Origin of the sequence: Pedobacter frigoris, from assembly GCF_032678645.1 — a bacterium.
Taxonomy (GTDB): Bacteria; Bacteroidota; Bacteroidia; order Sphingobacteriales; family Sphingobacteriaceae; genus Pedobacter; species Pedobacter frigoris_A.
This window is the reverse complement of record NZ_JAVTSP010000008.1, coordinates 37,340-56,513: the sequence shown is the minus strand read 5'-3', so window position 1 is coordinate 56,513 and position 19,174 is coordinate 37,340. Positions and strand designations below refer to the sequence as shown.

19 protein-coding genes are annotated in these 19,174 nt (G+C 41.1%); 11 read left to right on the top strand and 8 right to left on the bottom strand.

Translation table 11 applies throughout. The features are described from left to right. Positions 1-30: 30 nt before the first annotated feature. A complete protein-coding gene (locus tag R2Q78_RS20005; RefSeq protein WP_316794331.1) occupies positions 31-1,071 on the top strand; it encodes a PKD domain-containing protein in 1,041 nt (346 codons plus the stop codon). A 46-nt stretch (positions 1,072-1,117) separates the two neighbouring features. Here R2Q78_RS20005 and R2Q78_RS20000 read toward each other — a convergent pair whose 3' ends face one another. From R2Q78_RS20000 to R2Q78_RS19985, 4 genes are read right to left on the bottom strand one after another with little or no spacing between them, the layout of a single operon-like run. Beyond that, positions 1,118-1,420 (bottom strand): hypothetical protein, encoded by a 303-nt coding sequence (locus R2Q78_RS20000; RefSeq protein WP_316794330.1) that lies wholly within the window; start codon positions 1,418-1,420, stop codon positions 1,118-1,120. Between the two features lie 2 nt (positions 1,421-1,422). Continuing rightward, positions 1,423-2,139 (bottom strand): pirin family protein, encoded by a 717-nt coding sequence (locus tag R2Q78_RS19995; protein ID WP_316794329.1) that lies wholly within the window; start codon positions 2,137-2,139, stop codon positions 1,423-1,425. A 4-nt stretch (positions 2,140-2,143) separates the two neighbouring features. Then, complete coding sequence (locus R2Q78_RS19990) at positions 2,144-2,773, bottom strand: alpha/beta hydrolase (RefSeq protein WP_316794328.1); 630 nt, start codon at positions 2,771-2,773, stop codon at positions 2,144-2,146. 2 nt (positions 2,774-2,775) lie between these two features. After that, positions 2,776-3,708: a ring-cleaving dioxygenase gene (locus R2Q78_RS19985; protein ID WP_316794327.1), complete on the bottom strand. Its 933-nt coding sequence runs from the start codon at positions 3,706-3,708 to the stop codon at positions 2,776-2,778. Positions 3,709-3,810: 102 nt separating this feature from the next. Here R2Q78_RS19985 and R2Q78_RS19980 point away from each other — a divergent pair, with 102 nt between their 5' ends. The 4 genes from R2Q78_RS19980 (at position 3,811) to R2Q78_RS19965 (ending at position 11,206) form a co-directional block, all read left to right on the top strand. Beyond that, positions 3,811-6,342 (top strand): BamA/TamA family outer membrane protein, encoded by a 2,532-nt coding sequence (locus R2Q78_RS19980; RefSeq protein WP_316794326.1) that lies wholly within the window; start codon positions 3,811-3,813, stop codon positions 6,340-6,342. A 98-nt stretch (positions 6,343-6,440) separates the two neighbouring features. Continuing rightward, positions 6,441-7,043 (top strand): sterol desaturase family protein, encoded by a 603-nt coding sequence (locus R2Q78_RS19975; protein WP_316794325.1) that lies wholly within the window; start codon positions 6,441-6,443, stop codon positions 7,041-7,043. Between the two features lie 138 nt (positions 7,044-7,181). Beyond that, entirely contained in the window at positions 7,182-9,014 is a 1,833-nt protein-coding gene (locus tag R2Q78_RS19970) for a beta-N-acetylhexosaminidase (RefSeq protein ID WP_316794324.1), read from the top strand. Beyond that, entirely contained in the window at positions 9,014-11,206 is a 2,193-nt protein-coding gene (locus R2Q78_RS19965; protein WP_316794323.1) for an alpha-galactosidase, read from the top strand. The genes R2Q78_RS19970 and R2Q78_RS19965 overlap by 1 nt, the downstream gene beginning before the upstream one ends. A 98-nt stretch (positions 11,207-11,304) precedes the next feature. Here the strand turns inward: R2Q78_RS19965 and R2Q78_RS19960 are convergent, their stop codons facing one another. The 3 genes from R2Q78_RS19960 to R2Q78_RS21925 form a co-directional block, all read right to left on the bottom strand. Further along, entirely contained in the window at positions 11,305-11,613 is a 309-nt protein-coding gene (locus R2Q78_RS19960) for a GNAT family N-acetyltransferase (RefSeq protein WP_316794322.1), read from the bottom strand. Positions 11,614-11,697: 84 nt separating this feature from the next. After that, positions 11,698-11,820 carry a hypothetical protein gene (locus tag R2Q78_RS19955; RefSeq protein WP_316794321.1) on the bottom strand — a complete coding sequence of 41 codons (123 nt, stop codon included), beginning with the start codon at positions 11,818-11,820 and terminating at the stop codon, positions 11,698-11,700. Further along, positions 11,792-12,073, bottom strand: a complete 282-nt coding sequence (locus R2Q78_RS21925; protein ID WP_410478498.1) for a hypothetical protein — start codon at positions 12,071-12,073, stop codon at positions 11,792-11,794. The genes R2Q78_RS19955 and R2Q78_RS21925 overlap by 29 nt, the downstream gene beginning before the upstream one ends. Between R2Q78_RS21925 and R2Q78_RS19950 the strand changes: the two genes are divergently transcribed. The 5 genes from R2Q78_RS19950 to R2Q78_RS19930 all read left to right on the top strand — a co-directional run bounded on the left by R2Q78_RS19950 (position 11,985) and on the right by R2Q78_RS19930 (position 16,936). Further along, positions 11,985-12,575 carry a TetR/AcrR family transcriptional regulator gene (locus R2Q78_RS19950; RefSeq protein WP_316794320.1) on the top strand — a complete coding sequence of 197 codons (591 nt, stop codon included), beginning with the start codon at positions 11,985-11,987 and terminating at the stop codon, positions 12,573-12,575. The two genes, R2Q78_RS21925 and R2Q78_RS19950, sit on opposite strands and share 89 nt — an antisense overlap. Before the next feature lie 12 nt (positions 12,576-12,587). After that, positions 12,588-12,806 (top strand): hypothetical protein, encoded by a 219-nt coding sequence (locus R2Q78_RS19945; protein WP_316794319.1) that lies wholly within the window; start codon positions 12,588-12,590, stop codon positions 12,804-12,806. Between the two features lie 5 nt (positions 12,807-12,811). Continuing rightward, entirely contained in the window at positions 12,812-14,056 is a 1,245-nt protein-coding gene (locus R2Q78_RS19940; protein ID WP_316794318.1) for an MFS transporter, read from the top strand. A 96-nt stretch (positions 14,057-14,152) separates the two neighbouring features. After that, positions 14,153-15,181, top strand: coding sequence for a hypothetical protein (locus R2Q78_RS19935; RefSeq protein ID WP_316794317.1), 1,029 nt, complete (start codon positions 14,153-14,155; stop codon positions 15,179-15,181). Between the two features lie 231 nt (positions 15,182-15,412). Further along, positions 15,413-16,936 (top strand): PAS domain S-box protein, encoded by a 1,524-nt coding sequence (locus tag R2Q78_RS19930; protein WP_316794316.1) that lies wholly within the window; start codon positions 15,413-15,415, stop codon positions 16,934-16,936. A 1-nt stretch (position 16,937) separates the two neighbouring features. Here the strand turns inward: R2Q78_RS19930 and R2Q78_RS19925 are convergent, their stop codons facing one another. Further along, positions 16,938-18,440 carry a hypothetical protein gene (locus R2Q78_RS19925; protein ID WP_316794315.1) on the bottom strand — a complete coding sequence of 501 codons (1,503 nt, stop codon included), beginning with the start codon at positions 18,438-18,440 and terminating at the stop codon, positions 16,938-16,940. Positions 18,441-18,571: 131 nt separating this feature from the next. Here R2Q78_RS19925 and yiaA point away from each other — a divergent pair, with 131 nt between their 5' ends. Next, a complete protein-coding gene (gene yiaA, locus R2Q78_RS19920) occupies positions 18,572-19,039 on the top strand; it encodes an inner membrane protein YiaA (protein ID WP_316794314.1) in 468 nt (155 codons plus the stop codon). Positions 19,040-19,174: the final 135 nt, after the last annotated feature.

Below are 19,174 nucleotides of genomic sequence, written 5' to 3'. Positions count from 1 at the left end.
ATAATTAGGTGGAATTATAAAATTATAGCCATGAAAAAATTATTCAAACCATTGATATTGTTGTTGTTTGCCGGAGCTGTAGCCTCCTGCTCAAAAAGCGACAAAGGATTTGCGGAAGTGGAACCAGAAATCATAAATCCTCTGGTTAATTACGAAATTATTAAAGGGGATGATCCGTTTTCCTTTGAGTTTAAAAACTTGTCAACCAAGTATACCAAACTTGAATGGAGATTTGGAGATGATACCTTGTCTACCGAAGTATCACCTAAACATGTGTATTTAAGAACCGGGAAATTCCAGGTAGATTTAAAAGCCTTCTCTGAGACGGGAGCGGTGACCAGGAAAATGGTTGATATCAACATCGATCCGGACAGCGTACTTCAGGTTTCAGCGGCTAAGACAGGGGTACTAAATCAGGTTAAATTTGCATTGCAAACAAAAGCGCAGATCGCATCTGTACTTTGGACCTTTAAAGATTCTTCGCCTGCTGCAACAGCTACCGGTTTAACACCTACAAAGAATTTAGCAGCAGGAGCTTTTGTTAATTTTACGGTTAAAGTAACGACCACAAAAGGCTCAGTCGTAACACTAGATAAATTTGTAACTGCAGAGGGTGTAGCAGACAATATTACACGGAAGGGAATTTATAGTGTTCCAAGAGACAATACCAACGCAAACGAAAATGCGGCCAAGTTTATTGATAATGATTTGAATACCAAATTCTTAATTGGAGATCTTCCTGTTGTCGTTAACTTTGCTTACGAATCCCCGCAAACCATTAAATTATATGCTGTTGGCCAGGCAAATGATGCTCATGAACGTGATCCTATGGTATGGAAATTTGAAGGTTCGAATAACCAGCAAACCTGGGAAGTTGTGAGTTCAGTAACCAGAACACAAAGCTTCAAAGAAGAAATGGAAGCCCAGGGAAAAACAGGAGATGCAAGGTATAAAAACCTCTTCTATTATGCGATTGCAAACCCTAAACCTTTCCTTTACTACAGATGGACAGTAACCGCATTAAAAAGTGGCACTACTTTCCAGGCTTCTGAATTCAGAGTCTACAGATAACATTTAAATCAATGCTTTAGAGCGGGCCAGAGATGGCCCGCTTTTTTTATTTGCTGAGTCCCTGGTGTATCTCTGTAAATAACAAACCACTGCCACCACCATAGTGCAATACTACGGGCGTTTTAGGGCTGGTTTTTTTGATCGATTCTACAAGCTCCGTTTCCTCTGCTGATTCCAGACCCGCACCCACCAGTACCAGATCAAAAGATGCTGATTTGAATACGGTAATTGCCTGTTCTAATGTACTTACAGCTGTTGCGTTCATTGTAGGATTGTTATTGATCAATCTCACAATGGTTTTCAGAATTTCTTCCTGGCAACAGACAACCATGATTTCTACCTGCTTCATAATTAATAATTCATTGGAACCTCCATTAAAAGGATTTCTGCATCAGTTGAGGCTACTACAGACACTTTTTCTGTTTCCCATATACCGAGACCATCCCGCTCATTCAGGGCCTGTCCATTTACTTCAATATCACCTTTGAGCACAAACACATATAAGCCATTGCCCTCTTTTTTAAAGAGATAGTCTGTGCCGGCACCTTTATCAAATTTACCAATATTAAACCAGGAATCCTGATAAATCCAGACTCCTTCGTCATTTTTATCCGGTGAAAGAATTTGGGTGAACTGATTAGGTATCATTCTGTTATCATATCTTTCCTGCTGATACCTTGGTGATACATTTCTTTGGTTGGGAAAAAGCCATATCTGAAGAAATTTAACCGGTTCATTCTTGTTTTTATTAAACTCCTTGTGATAGATACCCGTACCTGCACTCATTACCTGGATTTCTCCTGATTCAATTACGGCAACATTTTCCATACTGTCTTCATGCTGCAATGATCCCTCCAGTGGAATAGAAATGATCTCCATATTGTCATGAGGGTGCTCTCCAAATCCTTTTCCACCATTCACCCAATCATCATTGAGTACCCTTAGTGCACCAAACTGTATCCTCTCCGGATCATAATGCATTCCGAAGCTAAACGTATGAAAACTTTTAAGCCAGCCATGGTCTGCTTTGGCCCGTGTATCTGCTTTGTGTAATATTGTCTTTGCCATTGAATTATATATATTTAAAAATAAGCAATTTAGCCAGTTCTATTTCCTTTTGACTGATGGTATGCACTCTTCCTGCATATATTTTAGTAGTGACATCAGCATTCAATTTTTTCATAATGGTTTCAGTCAGCTCTACTCTTCTTACCGGAACATGAGGGTCTGGGTCACCTGTGGTAATCAATACAGGTGTTTTCATAAAATCCCCTTTGTAATTTTTCATGTTGATCTCTTTACCTATTAACCCTCCTGTAAATGCGACTATACCACCGTATTGTGCAGCATTGCGGGTTACGTACTCCAGTGTGAGACATGCTCCTTGTGAAAATCCGCAAAAAAAGATTTTATCCAAAGGAATACCTGAGGCTACAATCTCGTCAACCAGAGTTTTCAGAACAGTGAGCGCTGAATCCAAAGCAGGTTGGTTTTGCTCAACAGGCGCGATAAAGCTATATGGGTACCAGCTATTATTTGTAGCCTGAGGTGCAAATACTGCAGCACCTTTGAGGTCTAAATGCTTGCTCAAAGAGACGATATCTTCCGCAGAAGAACCCCGGCCATGTAAAAATATAACAGCGCTTTTCGCTTCGTTTACCGGGATCCCTGCGGTCAAAATATTGTGTTCGTGTACGTACATGTCTAATTTATTTTAGGTAAAATGCCTTCAATCTCATTCCTTCTGCTTTCATATTGTGCAGGAAGTTTCAGATTTGTTCCCAACTCATCCAGTGTTTCATCAACAGTAAAGCCTGGGTTATCAGTAGCAATCTCAAACAATACACCTCCCGGTTCGCGGAAATACAAGGAGTAAAAATAATTGCGGTCTATTTTCTCAGTGATATTGAGACCTAAGGCAACAATCTTATCTCTGAAGTACATCAGTGCAGTTTCGTCTTTTACCCTGAAGGCAACGTGATGAACAGAACCTCCTGCTACATGTCCTGCTGTTTCACCCGGTGCCTCCACAAGGTCGACTATTGCAGCGTAATCCACCGCGTCTGTAGTAAATCTATGGCGGTTTACTTCGCTTTTACTCAATTTGTAACCGAATACATTGGTTAAAATGCCAGCAGTACCGTCCATTTTATTGGTAGTAATGGTGATGTGATGAAACCCATATATCGCATTGTCTTTACCGATTTCTGCTGTAGTCCATTGGTCACGGTCATCTGCGCTACTTTCAGTCAATTCAAATTTCAATCCGTCAGGGTCCAGAAAAGTAAGGTAACGTTCGCCAAATTTCACAGCAGGCTTATTGTATATCACGTTGTGCTCTTCCAATCTATTTTGCCAGAATTCCAGACTCCCTGCAGGAACGCTATAGCCAATTTCGGTAGCCTGTCTTGTTCCTCTTCTTCCGGCAGTAATTCCTTCCCATGGAAAAAAGGTTAAGATGGTACCCGGGGTGCCCTGCTCATTGCCATAATAAAAATGATAAGTATGCGGATCATCAAAGTTTACAGTTTTTTTGATCAACCTTAAGCCTAGTATTCCTGTATAAAAATCGTAGTTCCTTTTTGCATTTCCTGCAATTGCGGTAATGTGATGAATACCTAAAATTTTCTGTTCCATAACGATATGTTTAAATTAACGATACAAATTTACAGCTGGTATTTGTCAAAAATCTTAACATAGAATAAGAAATGACTAGCTTTATATTTAGATATTTAGACCATGCTTAAATTCCTCCTCTCGGCTTTTTTGATGATCGTTTGCAGCGTCGTTAATGCTCAGGACTCCATTACGGTCATAATTTATCCCAAATACGATAGTGTAAGCAGGGTTCACCGCTTTTTATTTGGTGAAAACTACCGCAAAGAATATGCTGCACCAACAAAAGTCCCTGTAATTAAGATATCTGAAATTAAAGGAGGACTTGTTCCAACCCAGCGCGGTGGCGGTAATCAATCGCATTCCCTCAGGCTGGTTGATAAACGCGGAAAGGAATGGGTATTGCGAAGTGTCGAGAAATATCCGGAGATATTGTTGCCTGAAGTATTCAGGAAGACTTTTGCAGGTGATGTCGTAAAAGACAACATGTCTGCCCAGAATCCATTTTCAGCATTAATAGTCCCAACCATAGCAGATGCAGTAAATGTCCCGCATACAGATCCTATGATCGGCTGGGTAGTTCCTGATGAACAGCTGGGTGAATTTTCATCACTTTTTGCAAATACATTATGTCTTTTAGAAGAAAGGGAACCTGTGGGGGATACAGACAATTCAGAAAAGATGATGCGAAAACTGGATGATGACAACGACCATTTCTATGACGGTGCGTTACTTTTACGGGCGAAAGCACTGGATGCATTACTTGGCGACTGGGACCGGCATGAAGATCAATGGAGGTGGAAGCCGGAAAAGAATGCAGATGGAACAGTAAAATATCTTGCCATACCGAGAGACAGGGACCAGGTGTTTTACCTGTCACAGGGAGTGATACCGAGATATGCGCAAGCATCATGGTTACTCCCGATGATACAGGGGTATGAGCGGAACTTGCCTGATATCAACTGGTTCTTTTGGGAGGGCAGGGGAATTTACAGCAGGTTTTTTTCTCAGTTTGATGAAGACGAATGGAATTTAATCGTCAAGAATTTCTGTGTGCTGTTAACCGATGAACTGTTTGAAAGTGCGCTTAGAAAACTTCCAGAACCCGGTTATTCACTGCGGCATGACCAGTTGCTGTCACAATTGAAGGAGCGGAGAGCCAAACTCCCGGCAATGATGAATAAGTATTATCATTTCATCAGCAGGATTGTAGACATACAGGCAAGTAATAAAAATGAACTTGTCAGCCTAACAGATGCCGATGGCAAAGCTTTAAAAGTAACTATCAATAAAATATCAAAAGAAGGAAAAATAAAGGAAGTGATTTTTGAAAGGACGTTTCATCCTCAGGTTACCAGGGAGATCCGGCTGTATGTGAAAGATGGAAACGACAGTCTGGTGTTGAATAACAGCAATGATATCAGCGTAAGGGTTATAACGGTTGAGGGCAATAAAAAAATTTATACAGGAAGTTCATCCGGAAAGATCAGGGTCTATGGCAAGGATGATAACATTAGCTTTAGCGGAAATTCAGAAAGACTTAAAAAGATTTTAGACAACGATACCTCAAATACACATTTTGTACGTACAGATCTGTACACTAGAAAGATGCTGTTGTTAAATGGTGGCTATAACATCGATGACAGGCTTTTGCTGGGTCTTTCTTATAAGATAGTGCAACCCGGTTTTAGAAAATTGCCTTACGGAAGTATACATTCATTTTCATTTTTGCATTCCTTTGCCACATCGGGTTTCAGGTTCAATTACAAAGCGGAGCTGTTCAAAACACTGGGCAAAGCGGACCTGATCCTGCAGGCGGATGCTTACGCGCCGGAAAATTCACAAAACTTCTATGGTCTTGGAAATGAGACCTCATTTTTGAAGACAGGAGATTTTATCAGGTATTACAGAGCCAGATTTAGCTTGTTCCAGTTTGAAGCTGCCTCAAGATGGCGATTTTCAAAATCAACATTAAGTGTTGGGCCGGTATTGCAATACTATCGCTATAACAAAGATGACAATGCGGGCAGATTTATAAACAACACGTTAGAGTTACACTCGCCGGACAGTGCGGTGATCAATAAGGATAAGGTTTATGCAGGAATTGCTGTTAATTTCCTGAGCAACAACAGAAATAGTGATATTTTGCCGGATTCAGGAACTTACCTGGAAGCCAGATTACTGACCTATAAAGGGTTAAATTCCTTCTCCAATTCCATAGGGCAATTTAGCGGTAGTCTTTCCTTCTATAAACACTTGGATAAGAAAAGAAATTTTGTGTTGTCAGACCGAATAGGAGGTGGGTTAACGATAGGTAAGCAAGCATTTTATCAATCGCAATTTATAGGCGGACAAGGTAATCTGCTTGGATATCGTGAGTTTAGGTTTGGTGGTCAGCATAGTTTTTATAATAATCTGGAAATGCGCATAAGATTGGCAACTTTTATCAGCTATGTCTTACCCGGAGAATTTGGACTGGTTGGATTTCATGATATCGGCAGGGTATGGAAAAAAGGAGAGCGGTCAGACCTGTGGCACAATGGATACGGCGGTGGTGTCTACTTTGCCCCGGCGTCTATGACGGTACTCCGTTTTATGATGGGACACTCCAGCGAAGGATGGTATCCGTATGTAGCGATGAAAATAAGGTATTAGAAGTATCAAATTTTGGTAAATACTAGCATCACTTTATTAGAAATATGAGAAAAGCCGTATTTTAGATTCCTCATTTAAAAGCATCAAAAGTAATAGTGATGAAGAAGAATTTTGTATCCAATTCCAAAGAGTCTATAAGAATGTTCAAAAGCCCATTGCTTGAGGGTTTGTCAAAAGTTCCATTTTTTGTACCCCTGATTGTATACGTTCCCGTTGTCGGATATTTCTGCTGGAGATCAGTTGTTGCAAATGGCTTTTTATCCTTTGTTGGTTACCTGTTGCTTGGACTACTTGTCTGGACGTTAACCGAATACATTCTTCATAGGTTCATTTTTCATTTCTATCCCTCATCTGAATGGGGCAAAAGAATTCATTTCATTTTTCATGGTGTACATCATGACTATCCAAATGATGCACAGCGATTGGTCATGCCGCCATCTGCAAGTATTCCACTCGCACTCGCTTTCTTCTTCTTGTTTAAATGGTTGCTTTCTGATCTTATGCTTGATGGTTTCTTTGCGGGATTCATGCTGGGATATCTGTTTTATGATATGACCCATTATATGCTGCACCATGCACAGTTTAAAAATGCTTTCTGGAAGAAGCTTAAGCAACAGCACATGTTACACCACTACGACGATTCTACCAAAAAGTACGGTGTTACTTCTGATATTTGGGATAAAGTTTTTCGTACCAGATAAATACTAAAACAGCTTATTGTTAATATTTTACGCAAAGGTTTGCGTGAGTGGATTTGTTGATTTTGCAAAATAAAAATCATAAATAGCGTGAGTTTACAAAACTAAACACACACAATTTAAACAAATACCCAAACACAAATGAACCGATTGCTAATTATTGTTCTGCTGCTATTCTGTACTTTCAGATTATCTGCACAGTCTAAACCCTCTATAATTCCATTGCCTGCAAAAATGGAAGAAAGAAAGGGCACTTTCACCATTGATAAGAATGTTTACGTGAGCTACCCGACAGCAGACTTAAAAGTACTGGCAGGTTTTGCTCAGTCAGCCCTGAAGGAAACTACTGGAATTGCGCCGGGTCTGAGGACAGGCATGTGGATGCAAAAAGGTGCTAAGACGATCAGCTTAATTATAGATCCGAAAGTAACTGCTGCGGAAGGTTATACTCTGGAAGTTACCCCAAATAAGATCAGCATAAAAGCACGTACTGAAAATGGATTGTTTTATGGAATCCAGACGCTGGTGCAGCTGGTTCCGGTTAAAGGAGATAAAAAACTTTCTTGTGTTTATATAGAAGATGAACCGCGCTTTAGCTGGAGAGGAATGCTTTTTGACAGCTGCCGACACATTTTCTCTGTTGACTTTATCAAAAAGTTCATTGATCAGCTTGCCAAACATAAACTCAATAAATTTCACTGGCACCTCACAGAAGATCAGGGCTGGAGAATAGAAATTAAAAAATACCCAAGATTACAGGAAGTTGCTGCTTATAGAAATGGAACGCAGATTGGCCCTGACAGAAAAAAAGATGTTGATAGCATCAGGTATGGTGGCTATTATACCCAGGAACAAATTAAAGAGGTAGTTGCTTACGCTACATCAAGATATGTAGAAGTAATTCCAGAAATAGAAATGCCAGGTCATTCTGTAGCAGCCATTACAGCTTATCCTTATCTGGCTTGCGGAGATGTCAGTTTTGAAAATGGAAAGCCTTTCGAAGTAAGAAAGGTATGGGGTGTTTCCAAAGATCTTTATTGCGCTGGAAATGATTCCGTATTTACCTTCTTACAAGATGTTTTAAATGAAGTTATGCCTTTGTTTCCATCTAAATACATACATATTGGTGGAGATGAAGCCCCTCATGATGCCTGGCATAAATGTCCGAAATGTCAGGACAGAATGAAAAAAGAAGGCCTGAAAGATGAAGCTGCTTTGCAAAGCTGGTTCATTCAGCGCATGGAGAAATTCATCAATAGCAAAGGAAAAAAAATAATAGGCTGGGAAGAGATCATGCAGGGAGGTTTGGCTGATAATGCCACCGTACATTCATGGTTGGGTGTTGAGAGTGGGTTGAAGGCAGCTAAAAGTGGTCACGATGCCATCATGTCCCCATATTCCCATATGTATTTTGACGGTTACCAGGCAGATTCTAAAATAGAACCGATGGCTATTGGCTATTGGGTTCCTTTGGACAGTGCATACGCCTTTGAACCCGTGCATCCGGCATTGACCGAGACAGAAGCGAAACATATTTTAGGTGCCCAGGCAAATCTCTGGACAGAGTTTATCGGAACTGAGGATTATTTTCAATACATGGTATTTCCGCGTATCTCGGCTTTATCTGAAGTAGACTGGACGCCTAAATCGCTTAAGAATTTTACAGACTTTAAAAGCAGGTTAAACATGCAGTACCAGCGTTATGATCAACAGGGAATAAAATTCCGCATTCCTGTACCTGAATTTGCAACCGTTGCGGGAACTGATGCTCAGGTTAAGCTTACACTTAATGATCCGACCAAAGCCGGAGTGGTCAGGTATAGCCTGGACGGATCTGATGTGACCGCAAGTTCTGCAGTTTACAAACAACCAATAGATATCAAAGAAGGTGCTACTGTGCGCTATGCATTGTTTTATAATGGAAGAAAGAGCTCTACTGACTATTTTCCAAAACCAGCTAAAAAGAAAAAATAATGAAGGGGCTTATATTAAGTGGTTTATTGCTGCTCTCTTGCAGCACCTATGCTCAGGTATCTGTCGGTAAGGCTGCTCCAAAGAAAGCCCAGCCCCAGACTAAATCAGACTGGCTGTTGAAATCTTCTGCATACGAGGCGGAATGGATTCAAAATGCTGATAAACAAGAATTCTCACTGGACAATGGATTGGTGAGGAGGACTTTTAAACTTCAGCCTAATCTTGCGTGTATTGACTATGTAAACCTGAGCAATGGACAGCAACTGCTGCGGTCTGTAAAGCCTGAAGCAAGGATAAATATCAATGGTAAGGACTACAATGTCGGCGGATTGAAAGGGCAGAAGGAAAATGCTTACCTGCGCATGCAGTGGCTGGATCAGCTGACTGCCGACAAAAATGATTTTCACCTGCGTGGATTTAAGGTGGAAGACATCGTTCCACAGCTCAAATGGAAGAGTAAATTCTGGGCAAGCAATCATGAACAGCCAAAGGGGATAAAAGCGTCCTTCAATTTTATATCAGATCTTCCCGAACTGGAGGGCATAGAAGTTCTTGTACATTATGAGTTGTATAGTGGTTTACCTCTAATTGTAAAATCACTGACCATCAACAACAACGGATCCAGATCATTTAAATTAGGAAGGGTAACGAATGAAGTATTGGGCATGGTCGAGGAGCAAAGCGCTGTTGTGGGTAGTCCGGAGCAAATGGCCAAGCCACAGGGTATTTATTTCGAAACCAACTACGCCTTTAACAATGCGATGAGGTATGACTTAAGTGATCAGACCACCCATTGGAAGGTAGACTCCACTTATACTTCACAGGTAAACTACAATTATCAGACTCCGTGTCTGCTGGAGATTTACCCAGATAAAGCACCAAATATAACCCTGGAAAAAGGGGGGGCATTTAACTCCGTGCGTACCCATGAATTGTTAATGGATAGTTACGACAGAGAAAGGAGAGGGCTGGCTATACGGAAAATGTACAATACGATTGCGCCATGGACCACAGCAAATCCGATCTTCATGCACCTGGTGAGCAGAAACGATGAACAGGTGCGCACTGCAATAGATCAGTGCGCGGCAACCGGGTATGAAGCTTTGATCCTGAGCTTCGGCAGTCATTGTAAGATGGAAGATACATCCGCGACAAACATAAAAAAATGGAAGGACCTGGCAGATTACGCACACAGTAAGAAAGTCTTTATCGGAAGCTATTCTTTATTTAGCTCGAGAAGGATAAGTGATGAGGATGACGTAATTGATCCCAAAACAGGGAAACCCGGAGGTGCATTTTTTGGTGGCCATGCTCCGTGTTTTGGCAGTAAATGGGGACTGGGTTACAGAGATAAGATCAAGACATTTTACAGGCAGACTGGCTTCGATATATGGGAAAATGATGGCCCATATCCAGGTGATGTATGTGCTTCTACTACACATCCCGGACACAAGGGACTGGAAGATTCGCAGTGGAGGCAAATGGAAATTCAGAAAGAATTATACCATTGGCTTAATGAAAGAGGCGTTTACATCAATGCGCCCGACTGGTATTTTTTAGACGGTACCCACAAAATTGGAATCGGATATAGAGAAGTGAATTTTTCATTGCCGAGGGAAAATCAGATGATTCTGAACAGACAGAATATCTTTGATGGTACCTGGGAAAAAACAGCTTCCATGAGCTGGGGATTTGTTCCGCTTACAGCATATCAGGGTGGTGGTCCGGAAGCTGTGTTGGAGCCGTTGAAAGATCACTTGAAGGACTATGAGCAGCTGATGATGCAATACTATGGTGCAGGCGTACAGGCGTGTTACCGTGGTCCGAGGCTATACGACACTGATGCTACTAAAAACACCGTCATTAAGGTTGTGAATTGGTATAAGAAATACCGGAACATATTGAATTCTGAAATCATTCATTTAAGAAGGGCCGATGGAAGAGACTGGGATGGCATAATGCATGTAAACCCATCACTGAAAACAAAAGGCCTCGTGATGCTTTACAATCCCTTAAAAGAAACGATCAAAAGAACGATAAAGATTCCGCTGTATTATACCGGATTGACCACCGTTGCTACCTTGAAAGAGATGGAGGGTGTGGCAAAAAAATATACGCTCGACCGGAAATATGAAATCGAGTATACCTGTGTTTTGAAACCAGATAGCTATACATGGATCCAAATAGAATAAATAAGTAGAAGATCTTTTGTGATTACCCTGTTGCATTAAATGACTGGGGTGCTCATTTGGGCGCCCTTTGTCATTGAATCTGTTAAGAAGATTGACAATTAAAAAGGAGTGACACTTTCATCCAGAACCCTGTTCCATTCGGTATGCCGTTTCATATAAGCAACTACGAAAGGGCATAAAGGAATCAGGCGATATCCATTTTCTTCAATGTACGCAAGTGTTTTTTCTATTATTGCAGTAGCTGCTCCCTTTCCCTGTAGCTCAGCAGGAGATTCGGTATGGATCAGCCATATCTTTTTTCCATGCTCCTTATATACTATAAGTGCGGTGTGTCCGTCTATTTCTAATTCAAATTGGCTTTTTGATTCATTTTTAACCAATGGTAAGTCAAGATATTCTGCATTCATAATGAAATGATTTTTTCGCTGAATCAAACTTAGATAATTTATCACAGATAATACACACCCTTGTATGCTGAAATTGAAGCCTGATTATTTCTTTGTCTTCACTTTTTTTGCATCCTTTGCAGAGGTCGCATTTTCTGGTTCGGCACCTTTGGGTTTTTTCTGATCATTGACTTCTGCCTTAGTGGTTGCTGTTTTCGGACTTTTCATAAGCGTAGGTTTTATTACTTTCCTTACTAACAATTAAAAACCTGGTTTGGTTCGAATAATTAATTGTCTCTGGAATCACATTTCGAAGCACTTGTATATTATTTTTTTGTGAATCATAATAAATGAATGAATATTCATTTATATTTGCACGAACATTAAATAGTATGCGTGTAAGAGATTTAAACAAGGTTGAACTGGTAAAGCAAAAAGCTATTGAGTTGCTGGTTAAAGATGGCTTTGAAGGGTTCACCATGAATAAATTAGCAAAAGCCTGTAAGCTTTCTGTAGCGACCCTTTACATCTACTATGAAGATAAAGACGATTTGATCCTGAAAATTGGTATTGAAGAGGTTCAGCGGATGGGAGCTATAATGCTCGAAGACTTTGATCCGGAACTTCCCTTTGCAGACGGGCTGAGACAACAATGGAAAAACAGAGCCAGGTGCATGATTGAAAATCCTTTGTCGGCCCAAATGATAGAACAGTTACGCAATTCAACTTACCAGGATAAAATGTTCGAGACCTTTAAGAAGATATTTGGCTTCCCGCTTGGAAAATTTATGCAAAATGCAGTTGACCGCGGGGAAATTAACGCCATGCCTCTTGAAGTTTATTGGTGCGTTGCTTTCGCACCTTTGTATAGCCTGATCAGATTTCACAATGACGGACAGAGTCTTGCGGGCTCAGCTTTTGTTCTGACTGACAAGATGATCTGGGATACCTTCGAACTGGTACTTAAAGCATTAAAAAAATAAACCAATATGGAAATGGACTTTAAAAATATTCTACTTTTTAAGACTGATATCCGGACAATCGAAGATAGACAGCTTATAGCAAAAGTAATGGACGATAACAAAATAGATCAATGGACTATAGACCAGCAAGATATTGACTGTGTACTCAGGATAGTCTCTGATAAACTTAGACTTACTGACATCATTCAACTGGTGAGCCGAAACGGGTACCTGTGTGAAGAATTAACATAATTACAATGGATCAAACAACACAACTTACTCCCGATTCTTTTAGCCCTTACCAAAAGCTGGTAATTGCCTTGCTCGCATTGCTGCAATTTACCATAGTGCTTGATTTTATGGTGCTAGCACCTCTTGGAGATTTTTTAATGAAATCCCTGACCATCAGCCCTAAAGGCTTTGGTGTGGTGGTATCTTCCTATGCCTTTAGCGCAGGTGCCTCTGGAATTCTCGCCGCTGGTTTTGCAGATAAGTTTGACCGTAAAAAGCTGCTTTTATTTTTCTATACCGGATTTATTATAGGAACACTCTGCTGTGCTTTATCTACAACATACTGGATGCTGCTGGGTGCCCGGATAATTACAGGCCTTTTTGGCGGAGTGATAGGAGCAATATCAATGACCATCGTCACCGATCTCTTTTCTGTAAAACAAAGAGGCAGGGTTATGGGCTTTGTCCAAATGGCTTTTGCAGCCAGTCAAATATTGGGTATACCTATCGGCTTATACCTGGCCAATTTATGGGGATGGCATTCTGCATTTTTAATGATTGTGGTATTGGCTATACTAATTGCCATAGCGGTAATCGTTATTGTAAAGCCAATAGATAAACATCTTGAACTTCAGTCCGATAAAAGTGCATTTCTTCATTTATGGCATGCTGTTTCAAATCCTTCCTATCAAACCGGATTTATTGCCACTGCATTCCTTAGTGTCGGAGGCTTTATGCTGATGCCGTTTAGCAGTGCTTATTTGATCAATAACATCAGGATTACAGCCGAACAGCTCCCTATGGTGTTTATGTTTACAGGAGTGGCATCGATTATCATCATGCCGCTGATTGGAAAACTAAGCGATAAGGTAGATAAGTTTTTCTTGTTTACAGGAGGTTCAGTTCTGGCCATCATCATGATCTTAATTTACACCAACCTTGTTCCGATACCGCTGTGGCAGGTAGTGGTTGTAAATATGGTTTTATTTATGGGAATCATGAGCAGAATGATTCCAGCCACTACATTAACCATGAGTGTTCCTGATATGAAAGACCGGGGCGCGTTTATGAGTGTCAATGCCTCACTTCAGCAAATGGCCGGTGGCATTGCGGCATTGTGTGCCGGATTAATCGTAACGCAGAAAAGCAATGGCAGTCCGCTGGAAAATTATGGTATCCTTGGGATTGTAGTCTCAGTAATAATTGCGATCTGTATATTCTTTATATACCGGGTAAATGTCATGGTTAAGAAGAAACAGGAACATGAATAACAGAATTTGTTTTTAAATGACACTATTTTATTCAATATTTGCTGTAGAGAAGCCTATGGAATGGCTTCAGGAAAATACCCCTTATAATTACATTAAATGACCATTAATAAAATCCCTGGACTTAAGTTTTTATTCTTCTTAACTGTTTTTTCTTTTGCTGTAACTACTATTAATGCTCAGGAAGTAGAGGGTAACCTCAATATACATACATTTGCAGACAATAGGGAATATGCTAAATCGGAGCGTTTTTCTCAAACTATCTTTGGCATCAGGTTCTCTCCGGAAATAGGATTACTTCTGGATTCCACACATAGAATAAGAGTAGGATTCAATGCATTACATGAATTTGGCTCTCCAAAATTCACCAATAAAATAGATCCTGTTGTTTATTATGAATACCGTAAAAAGGACTGGAACTTCTACATGGGCGTTTTTCCAAGGCATAAGCTGCTTTCTGATTTCCCCCGGGCTGTGCTTACTGATACATTCAATTACTATCGTCCGAACGTAGAAGGGATGTTGCTCAAATATGAGAATGCAAACTGGAGGCAATTGTTGTTCATCGACTGGACCAGCAGACAAACGGCTACAGACAGAGAAAACTTTATTTTTGGTTTATCTGGAAGCTATAAGAAAGACGTTTTTTTTATCTCTCATTATGCGATGATGCTGCACAATGCAGGACCTGCAATTGACATTCCCGGAGACCACATTCAGGACAATGGAGCGGCAGCAGTGAAAGTAGGGGTAGATTTATCCGGGCGGACATTTTTAGACTCTCTTACCATCAATACGGGCGGACTGATGTCGTTCGAAAGGGTGCGTAGTATTGGAGGATGGAGAACACCTAAAGGCTTGTTGCTAGAAGCTCAGCTGGAGTACCGCAGGTTTGGCATTACCAATTCATTTTACACCGGAGAGGCGCACAACATTACTTATGGAGACCAGTTTTATACTGCCAAGACCTACAACAGAACAGATCTTACCTGGAGACCTAGAATCTACAAGGGCATTGAAGGACAGTTCACACTCTCTTTCCATTTTCTTGAAGGCGTGATCGATAGCCAGCAGGCATTTGGTATCAGGTATAACATTACCGGCAGCAAGTCCCTTAAAGGAAAATAGCTTGGTAAAATATCAAGATCTTTGAAGGCATGCCGTAGAACATGTTAAATTAAATAAAATAAATTTGGTGCTTTGGTAGCTAATTACATACCTTAGCCTTGAGAGCGTTAATTTAAAAGCGGGATGTTCGCCCTAAGCGATGCCCGCTTTCTTTATTTCCAGCCGTTGCCCTCACATAATTTCACTTCACTATTATGTATATTGGCTGAATATTATTTGACAGGGCCAGGTATGAAGAATTTCAAAACGCTGAATGAGAAGATCAACAGTCATTTGTTGAAGGAAGTTGAATTGAACGATGATATTCGCCAAAAAGAGCTGCTTATTGCAGTTATGCAACTGGCGGAGGAACGGACGGCAACTTTAACAGCAATCATAGAATCTTCTGATGATGCCATCATCAGCAAAAATCTTCAGGGAATTGTGACCAGTTGGAACCCTTCAGCGGAGCGGATCTTTGGCTATACCGAAGAAGAAATGCTTGGGGAGTCTATCTTAAAATTAATTCCACCAGACAGGCTGGAAGAGGAACCACATATACTCGGTAGAATAAGGGTCGGAGAACGTGTAGCGCATTTTGAAACTAAACGGATTACCAAATATGGCGATCTTATTGATGTGTCACTGACCATTTCACCGGTTAAAAATCCGGCAGGTGAAATTATTGGGGTATCTAAAATTGCGAGAAACATCACCGCCTTAAGACGCGCAGAGGAAAAAAGTGCCATACTTGCAGCTATTATTGAATCTACTGATGATGCGATCATCAGTAAAGACCTTAACAGTATCATTACCAGCTGGAACGGTGCAGCAGAGCGGATTTTTGGTTATACCGAAGAAGAAGTGCTTGGACAGTCTATTTTAAAACTGATTCCACCGGACCGCCTCCAGGAGGAACCCATGATCCTTGGCCAACTGAAAAGCGGGCAAAGGGTAGATCATTTCGAGACCAAAAGAATGACCAAACATGGTAAACTTATCGACGTTTCCCTGACCATCTCTCCTGTAAAGGATAAGGCCGGAAACCTCATTGGTTTATCGAAAATAGCGAGGGACATTACCTATAAAAAACTGGAAGAACAAAGGAAGAATGACTTTATTGCCATTGTGAGCCATGAGCTCAAAACTCCGTTAACCTCCATGAGGTCATATATTCAGCTGGCATTGGCCAAAGTGAGAGAGAAACAAGATGCCTTCTGTGAGAATGTGTTGGCAAGGGCAGAGGTACAGACCAGGAAAATGTACCTGATGATCAACGATTTTCTGAACCTTTCCCGGTTAGAAGAAGGGAAAATGTCTTTACACCTATCCAGGTTCAATTTGACTGAACTCGTTGATGAAATTGTAGGTGATGCCCGTATTCTGGCTCCTGCTCACGTTATAGAATACCAGAACTGTGATGAAGTGATGGTTGATGCAGACAGGGAGAAGATCGGACAGGTGATCAACAACCTGCTGAGTAATGCAGTAAAATACTCTTTATCCGGTACGATAATTAATGTGGGTTGTGAAATCTCCGAAGAAAAAGTCCTGATCAGTATTGCAGATCAGGGGTTCGGCATTTCCGTTGCAGATCAAAAAAGACTTTTCGAGCGCTTTTACAGGGTTTCAAACGATGAGGTAAAAAACGTATCAGGATTTGGAATAGGGTTATATCTGGTTGCTGAGATTTTGAGACTGCACGGCGGTGATATTAAAGTTGAGAGCCGGCACGGCGAAGGTTCTGTGTTTTCTTTTGCTTTAAGAACAGCATAGGCTACACCCCGTAGTTGTCATCCTGCATGAGCGTCATAACGGCCTTATAGGCGGTTTTTTTCTCCCAGCGTGCGATCAGCCAGGCGATAAAGCTCAAAGTGAAGATGTCGTTGTTTTCTACGCCGTCTATCAGGTTCAAAACAGCCTTTCGATACTCCGTTTCAAAAACTACATCAGGTTTTAACAGGTGTTTTTCAACCAGTCTAAGGTACAATAGGACGCGTTCCTCCGAAGTTTTCAGCAGGTACTTCTTGTACCGGCGCCGGAAACTGTGTAGCCGTGACATGGCAAGTTCGATGTTAGAGAATTGCGCATGGACTAAAATTTCCATTAGGTTCTTTCGAATGGTCCACAACATGCCCATCTTTTTTTCGTACCAGGCATCCGTACGCGTCAGTAAAGTCAGTTGTTTCAGACTTCCACGATCATCACACAAGGCTAAAAACATGGTCAGGCATATCCGCATGTCCTCAATGTCTTCCGGTTTAGACGTGTGCTTTGTATTGGAGAGTGCTTCCCGCAATATCAGGATGGCATCCTCAGCAAAGCCTGTAAAGAATAGCTTGAGGCCGGCGAGTAACTGATGGCGAAGGTAGAACAAGGTATAATAACGACTATCCGTCAGCATTAAATCCATCATTTCCTGAAGATAGGAAGCGCTCTTTGTGAAATCCTTTCGCCGCAGGTGAAAGTTTGCCAAAAAATACAAAATGGATATGTGGTAAAACAGATAAGACTGTTTTTTATCCGTTTGGCCTTGTATAAATTGATTCGTTCTATGGATGTAGCGCGTTATCAATCCATAATTCTGCTGTATTGCAGCGTATTCATTTGCGATGAAAAGAATTTGGTAAATGGACTTGTAGGTCATCAGGTCCTGTACCGAAATTTTGTATTTCCGGATGGTCGTCAGCATCAGGCTCGTCAGGTTAACGATCTTCCCTTTTAAATGGATTTGCTGCAGTTCCTGTCTCAAAAAGGCGTAGGCCATGTTGAGCTTAGCCTCACGTTGCATGTCCGACTGGTTCCGTATGAAGCGGGCGGTCAAAACTTCCAGGTCTTCTGCTCCGGGGAGGTGGGCATATTGCAACTTCAGCAACAAGAGCTCATTCAACAGGTTAAACTGCTCCAGGTGTTCAGCCAGGCGTTCAGCTTTATCCAGGCATTTAAACCCTGTTCTGACTACATCATTTTCCAACAAAAAGCGTCCCACCACAACCAGGCGCAGCGCATCATAAGTGTCGGAATGATTGCTTTCAAAAGTTTTCTGCGACAGGAATAACAACAAATTATCCTGCAGTCTTTTACGTAAAGCATGGTATGCGTCTTTATTTTTCTCCGAATTGTAGAGCTTGTTTAAGCCATTTATATCGTCAGTTTCTATCAATTCCAGTAACTGTAGGTTTTTTACATCAGCTCTTTTGTTTTTTTGCTGCAAAAACTGCCTGAAAAGCTTTTTGTCTGTAGTATTGAGTAAGTTGACTAATTCCGAAAGCGCATCCATATTTCAAGATATTGTATGTAAAAGTACAATAATTATAAAATTATATCGTCAGTAATTTTTGTATTCTGCTTTTCACAGGTCTGTTTTATCGCTGACATTTGCTTTCATATTAATCTAAAAAACAAAATAACATGGAATCGCTACAACACAAAACAGAAGAAAATTCAGCTATCGTAAAACATGGTGAGAAAGTTAGAAACCCGTTTAAACCAACTGCCGCATTTATCGGCGCCTCCTGGTTTGCCTTATTGACAGGAGCGGTGGGATATTGCATCGGTTTATGGAATGCAAGTATGCAGTTGAATGAAAAAGGCTATTATTTCACCATTTTATTATTTGGCTTATTCGCCGTGATCTCTGTGCAAAAAAGCGTGAGAGACAGGGCAGAAGGACTTGCTGTTACAGATCTTTACTACAGCCTGAGCTGGTTTGCCACTATTGCGGCAATGATCCTGTTGACGGTCGGACTATGGAATGCAGATCTTGCACTAAGCGAAAAAGGCTTTTACGCCATGGCATTCTGTCTAAGCATGTTTTCGGCCATTGCCGTACAAAAGAATACCCGCGACGCAAAGATGTTTGAGGATAAAGAACTGTAACGTAGCGGTTGCCACCCCGCAGTGCATTGCCAGGCGAGCCTGCGGGGTTTATTTCATTCGTCAGAATTGACGGCTCTCTAAAATGCGAAAAGCCTGCTATCGTTACGATTTGCAGGCTTTAGTTTTTTGAGCGGA

Bases quoted from the DNA above. Each gene is read 5' to 3' on its own strand.
- R2Q78_RS19990 (WP_316794328.1), bottom strand. From the start codon at position 2,773: ATGTACGTACACGAACACAATATTTTGACCGCAGGGATCCCGGTAAAC.
- R2Q78_RS19950 (WP_316794320.1), top strand. From the start codon at position 11,985: ATGCGTGTAAGAGATTTAAACAAGGTTGAACTGGTAAAGCAAAAAGCT.
- R2Q78_RS19985 (WP_316794327.1), bottom strand. From the start codon at position 3,708: ATGGAACAGAAAATTTTAGGTATTCATCACATTACCGCAATTGCAGGA.
- R2Q78_RS19945 (WP_316794319.1), top strand. From the start codon at position 12,588: ATGGACTTTAAAAATATTCTACTTTTTAAGACTGATATCCGGACAATC.
- R2Q78_RS19970 (WP_316794324.1), top strand. From the start codon at position 7,182: ATGAACCGATTGCTAATTATTGTTCTGCTGCTATTCTGTACTTTCAGA.
- R2Q78_RS19995 (WP_316794329.1), bottom strand. From the start codon at position 2,139: ATGGCAAAGACAATATTACACAAAGCAGATACACGGGCCAAAGCAGAC.
- R2Q78_RS19925 (WP_316794315.1), bottom strand. From the start codon at position 18,440: ATGGATGCGCTTTCGGAATTAGTCAACTTACTCAATACTACAGACAAA.
- R2Q78_RS20005 (WP_316794331.1), top strand. From the start codon at position 31: ATGAAAAAATTATTCAAACCATTGATATTGTTGTTGTTTGCCGGAGCT.
- R2Q78_RS19940 (WP_316794318.1), top strand. From the start codon at position 12,812: ATGGATCAAACAACACAACTTACTCCCGATTCTTTTAGCCCTTACCAA.
- R2Q78_RS19935 (WP_316794317.1), top strand. From the start codon at position 14,153: ATGACCATTAATAAAATCCCTGGACTTAAGTTTTTATTCTTCTTAACT.
- R2Q78_RS19955 (WP_316794321.1), bottom strand. From the start codon at position 11,820: ATGAAAAGTCCGAAAACAGCAACCACTAAGGCAGAAGTCAATGATCAG.
- R2Q78_RS19980 (WP_316794326.1), top strand. From the start codon at position 3,811: ATGCTTAAATTCCTCCTCTCGGCTTTTTTGATGATCGTTTGCAGCGTC.
- R2Q78_RS19930 (WP_316794316.1), top strand. From the start codon at position 15,413: ATGAAGAATTTCAAAACGCTGAATGAGAAGATCAACAGTCATTTGTTG.
- R2Q78_RS19960 (WP_316794322.1), bottom strand. From the start codon at position 11,613: ATGAATGCAGAATATCTTGACTTACCATTGGTTAAAAATGAATCAAAA.
- R2Q78_RS20000 (WP_316794330.1), bottom strand. From the start codon at position 1,420: ATGAAGCAGGTAGAAATCATGGTTGTCTGTTGCCAGGAAGAAATTCTG.
- R2Q78_RS21925 (WP_410478498.1), bottom strand. From the start codon at position 12,073: ATGGTGAACCCTTCAAAGCCATCTTTAACCAGCAACTCAATAGCTTTT.
- yiaA (WP_316794314.1), top strand. From the start codon at position 18,572: ATGGAATCGCTACAACACAAAACAGAAGAAAATTCAGCTATCGTAAAA.
- R2Q78_RS19965 (WP_316794323.1), top strand. From the start codon at position 9,014: ATGAAGGGGCTTATATTAAGTGGTTTATTGCTGCTCTCTTGCAGCACC.
- R2Q78_RS19975 (WP_316794325.1), top strand. From the start codon at position 6,441: ATGAAGAAGAATTTTGTATCCAATTCCAAAGAGTCTATAAGAATGTTC.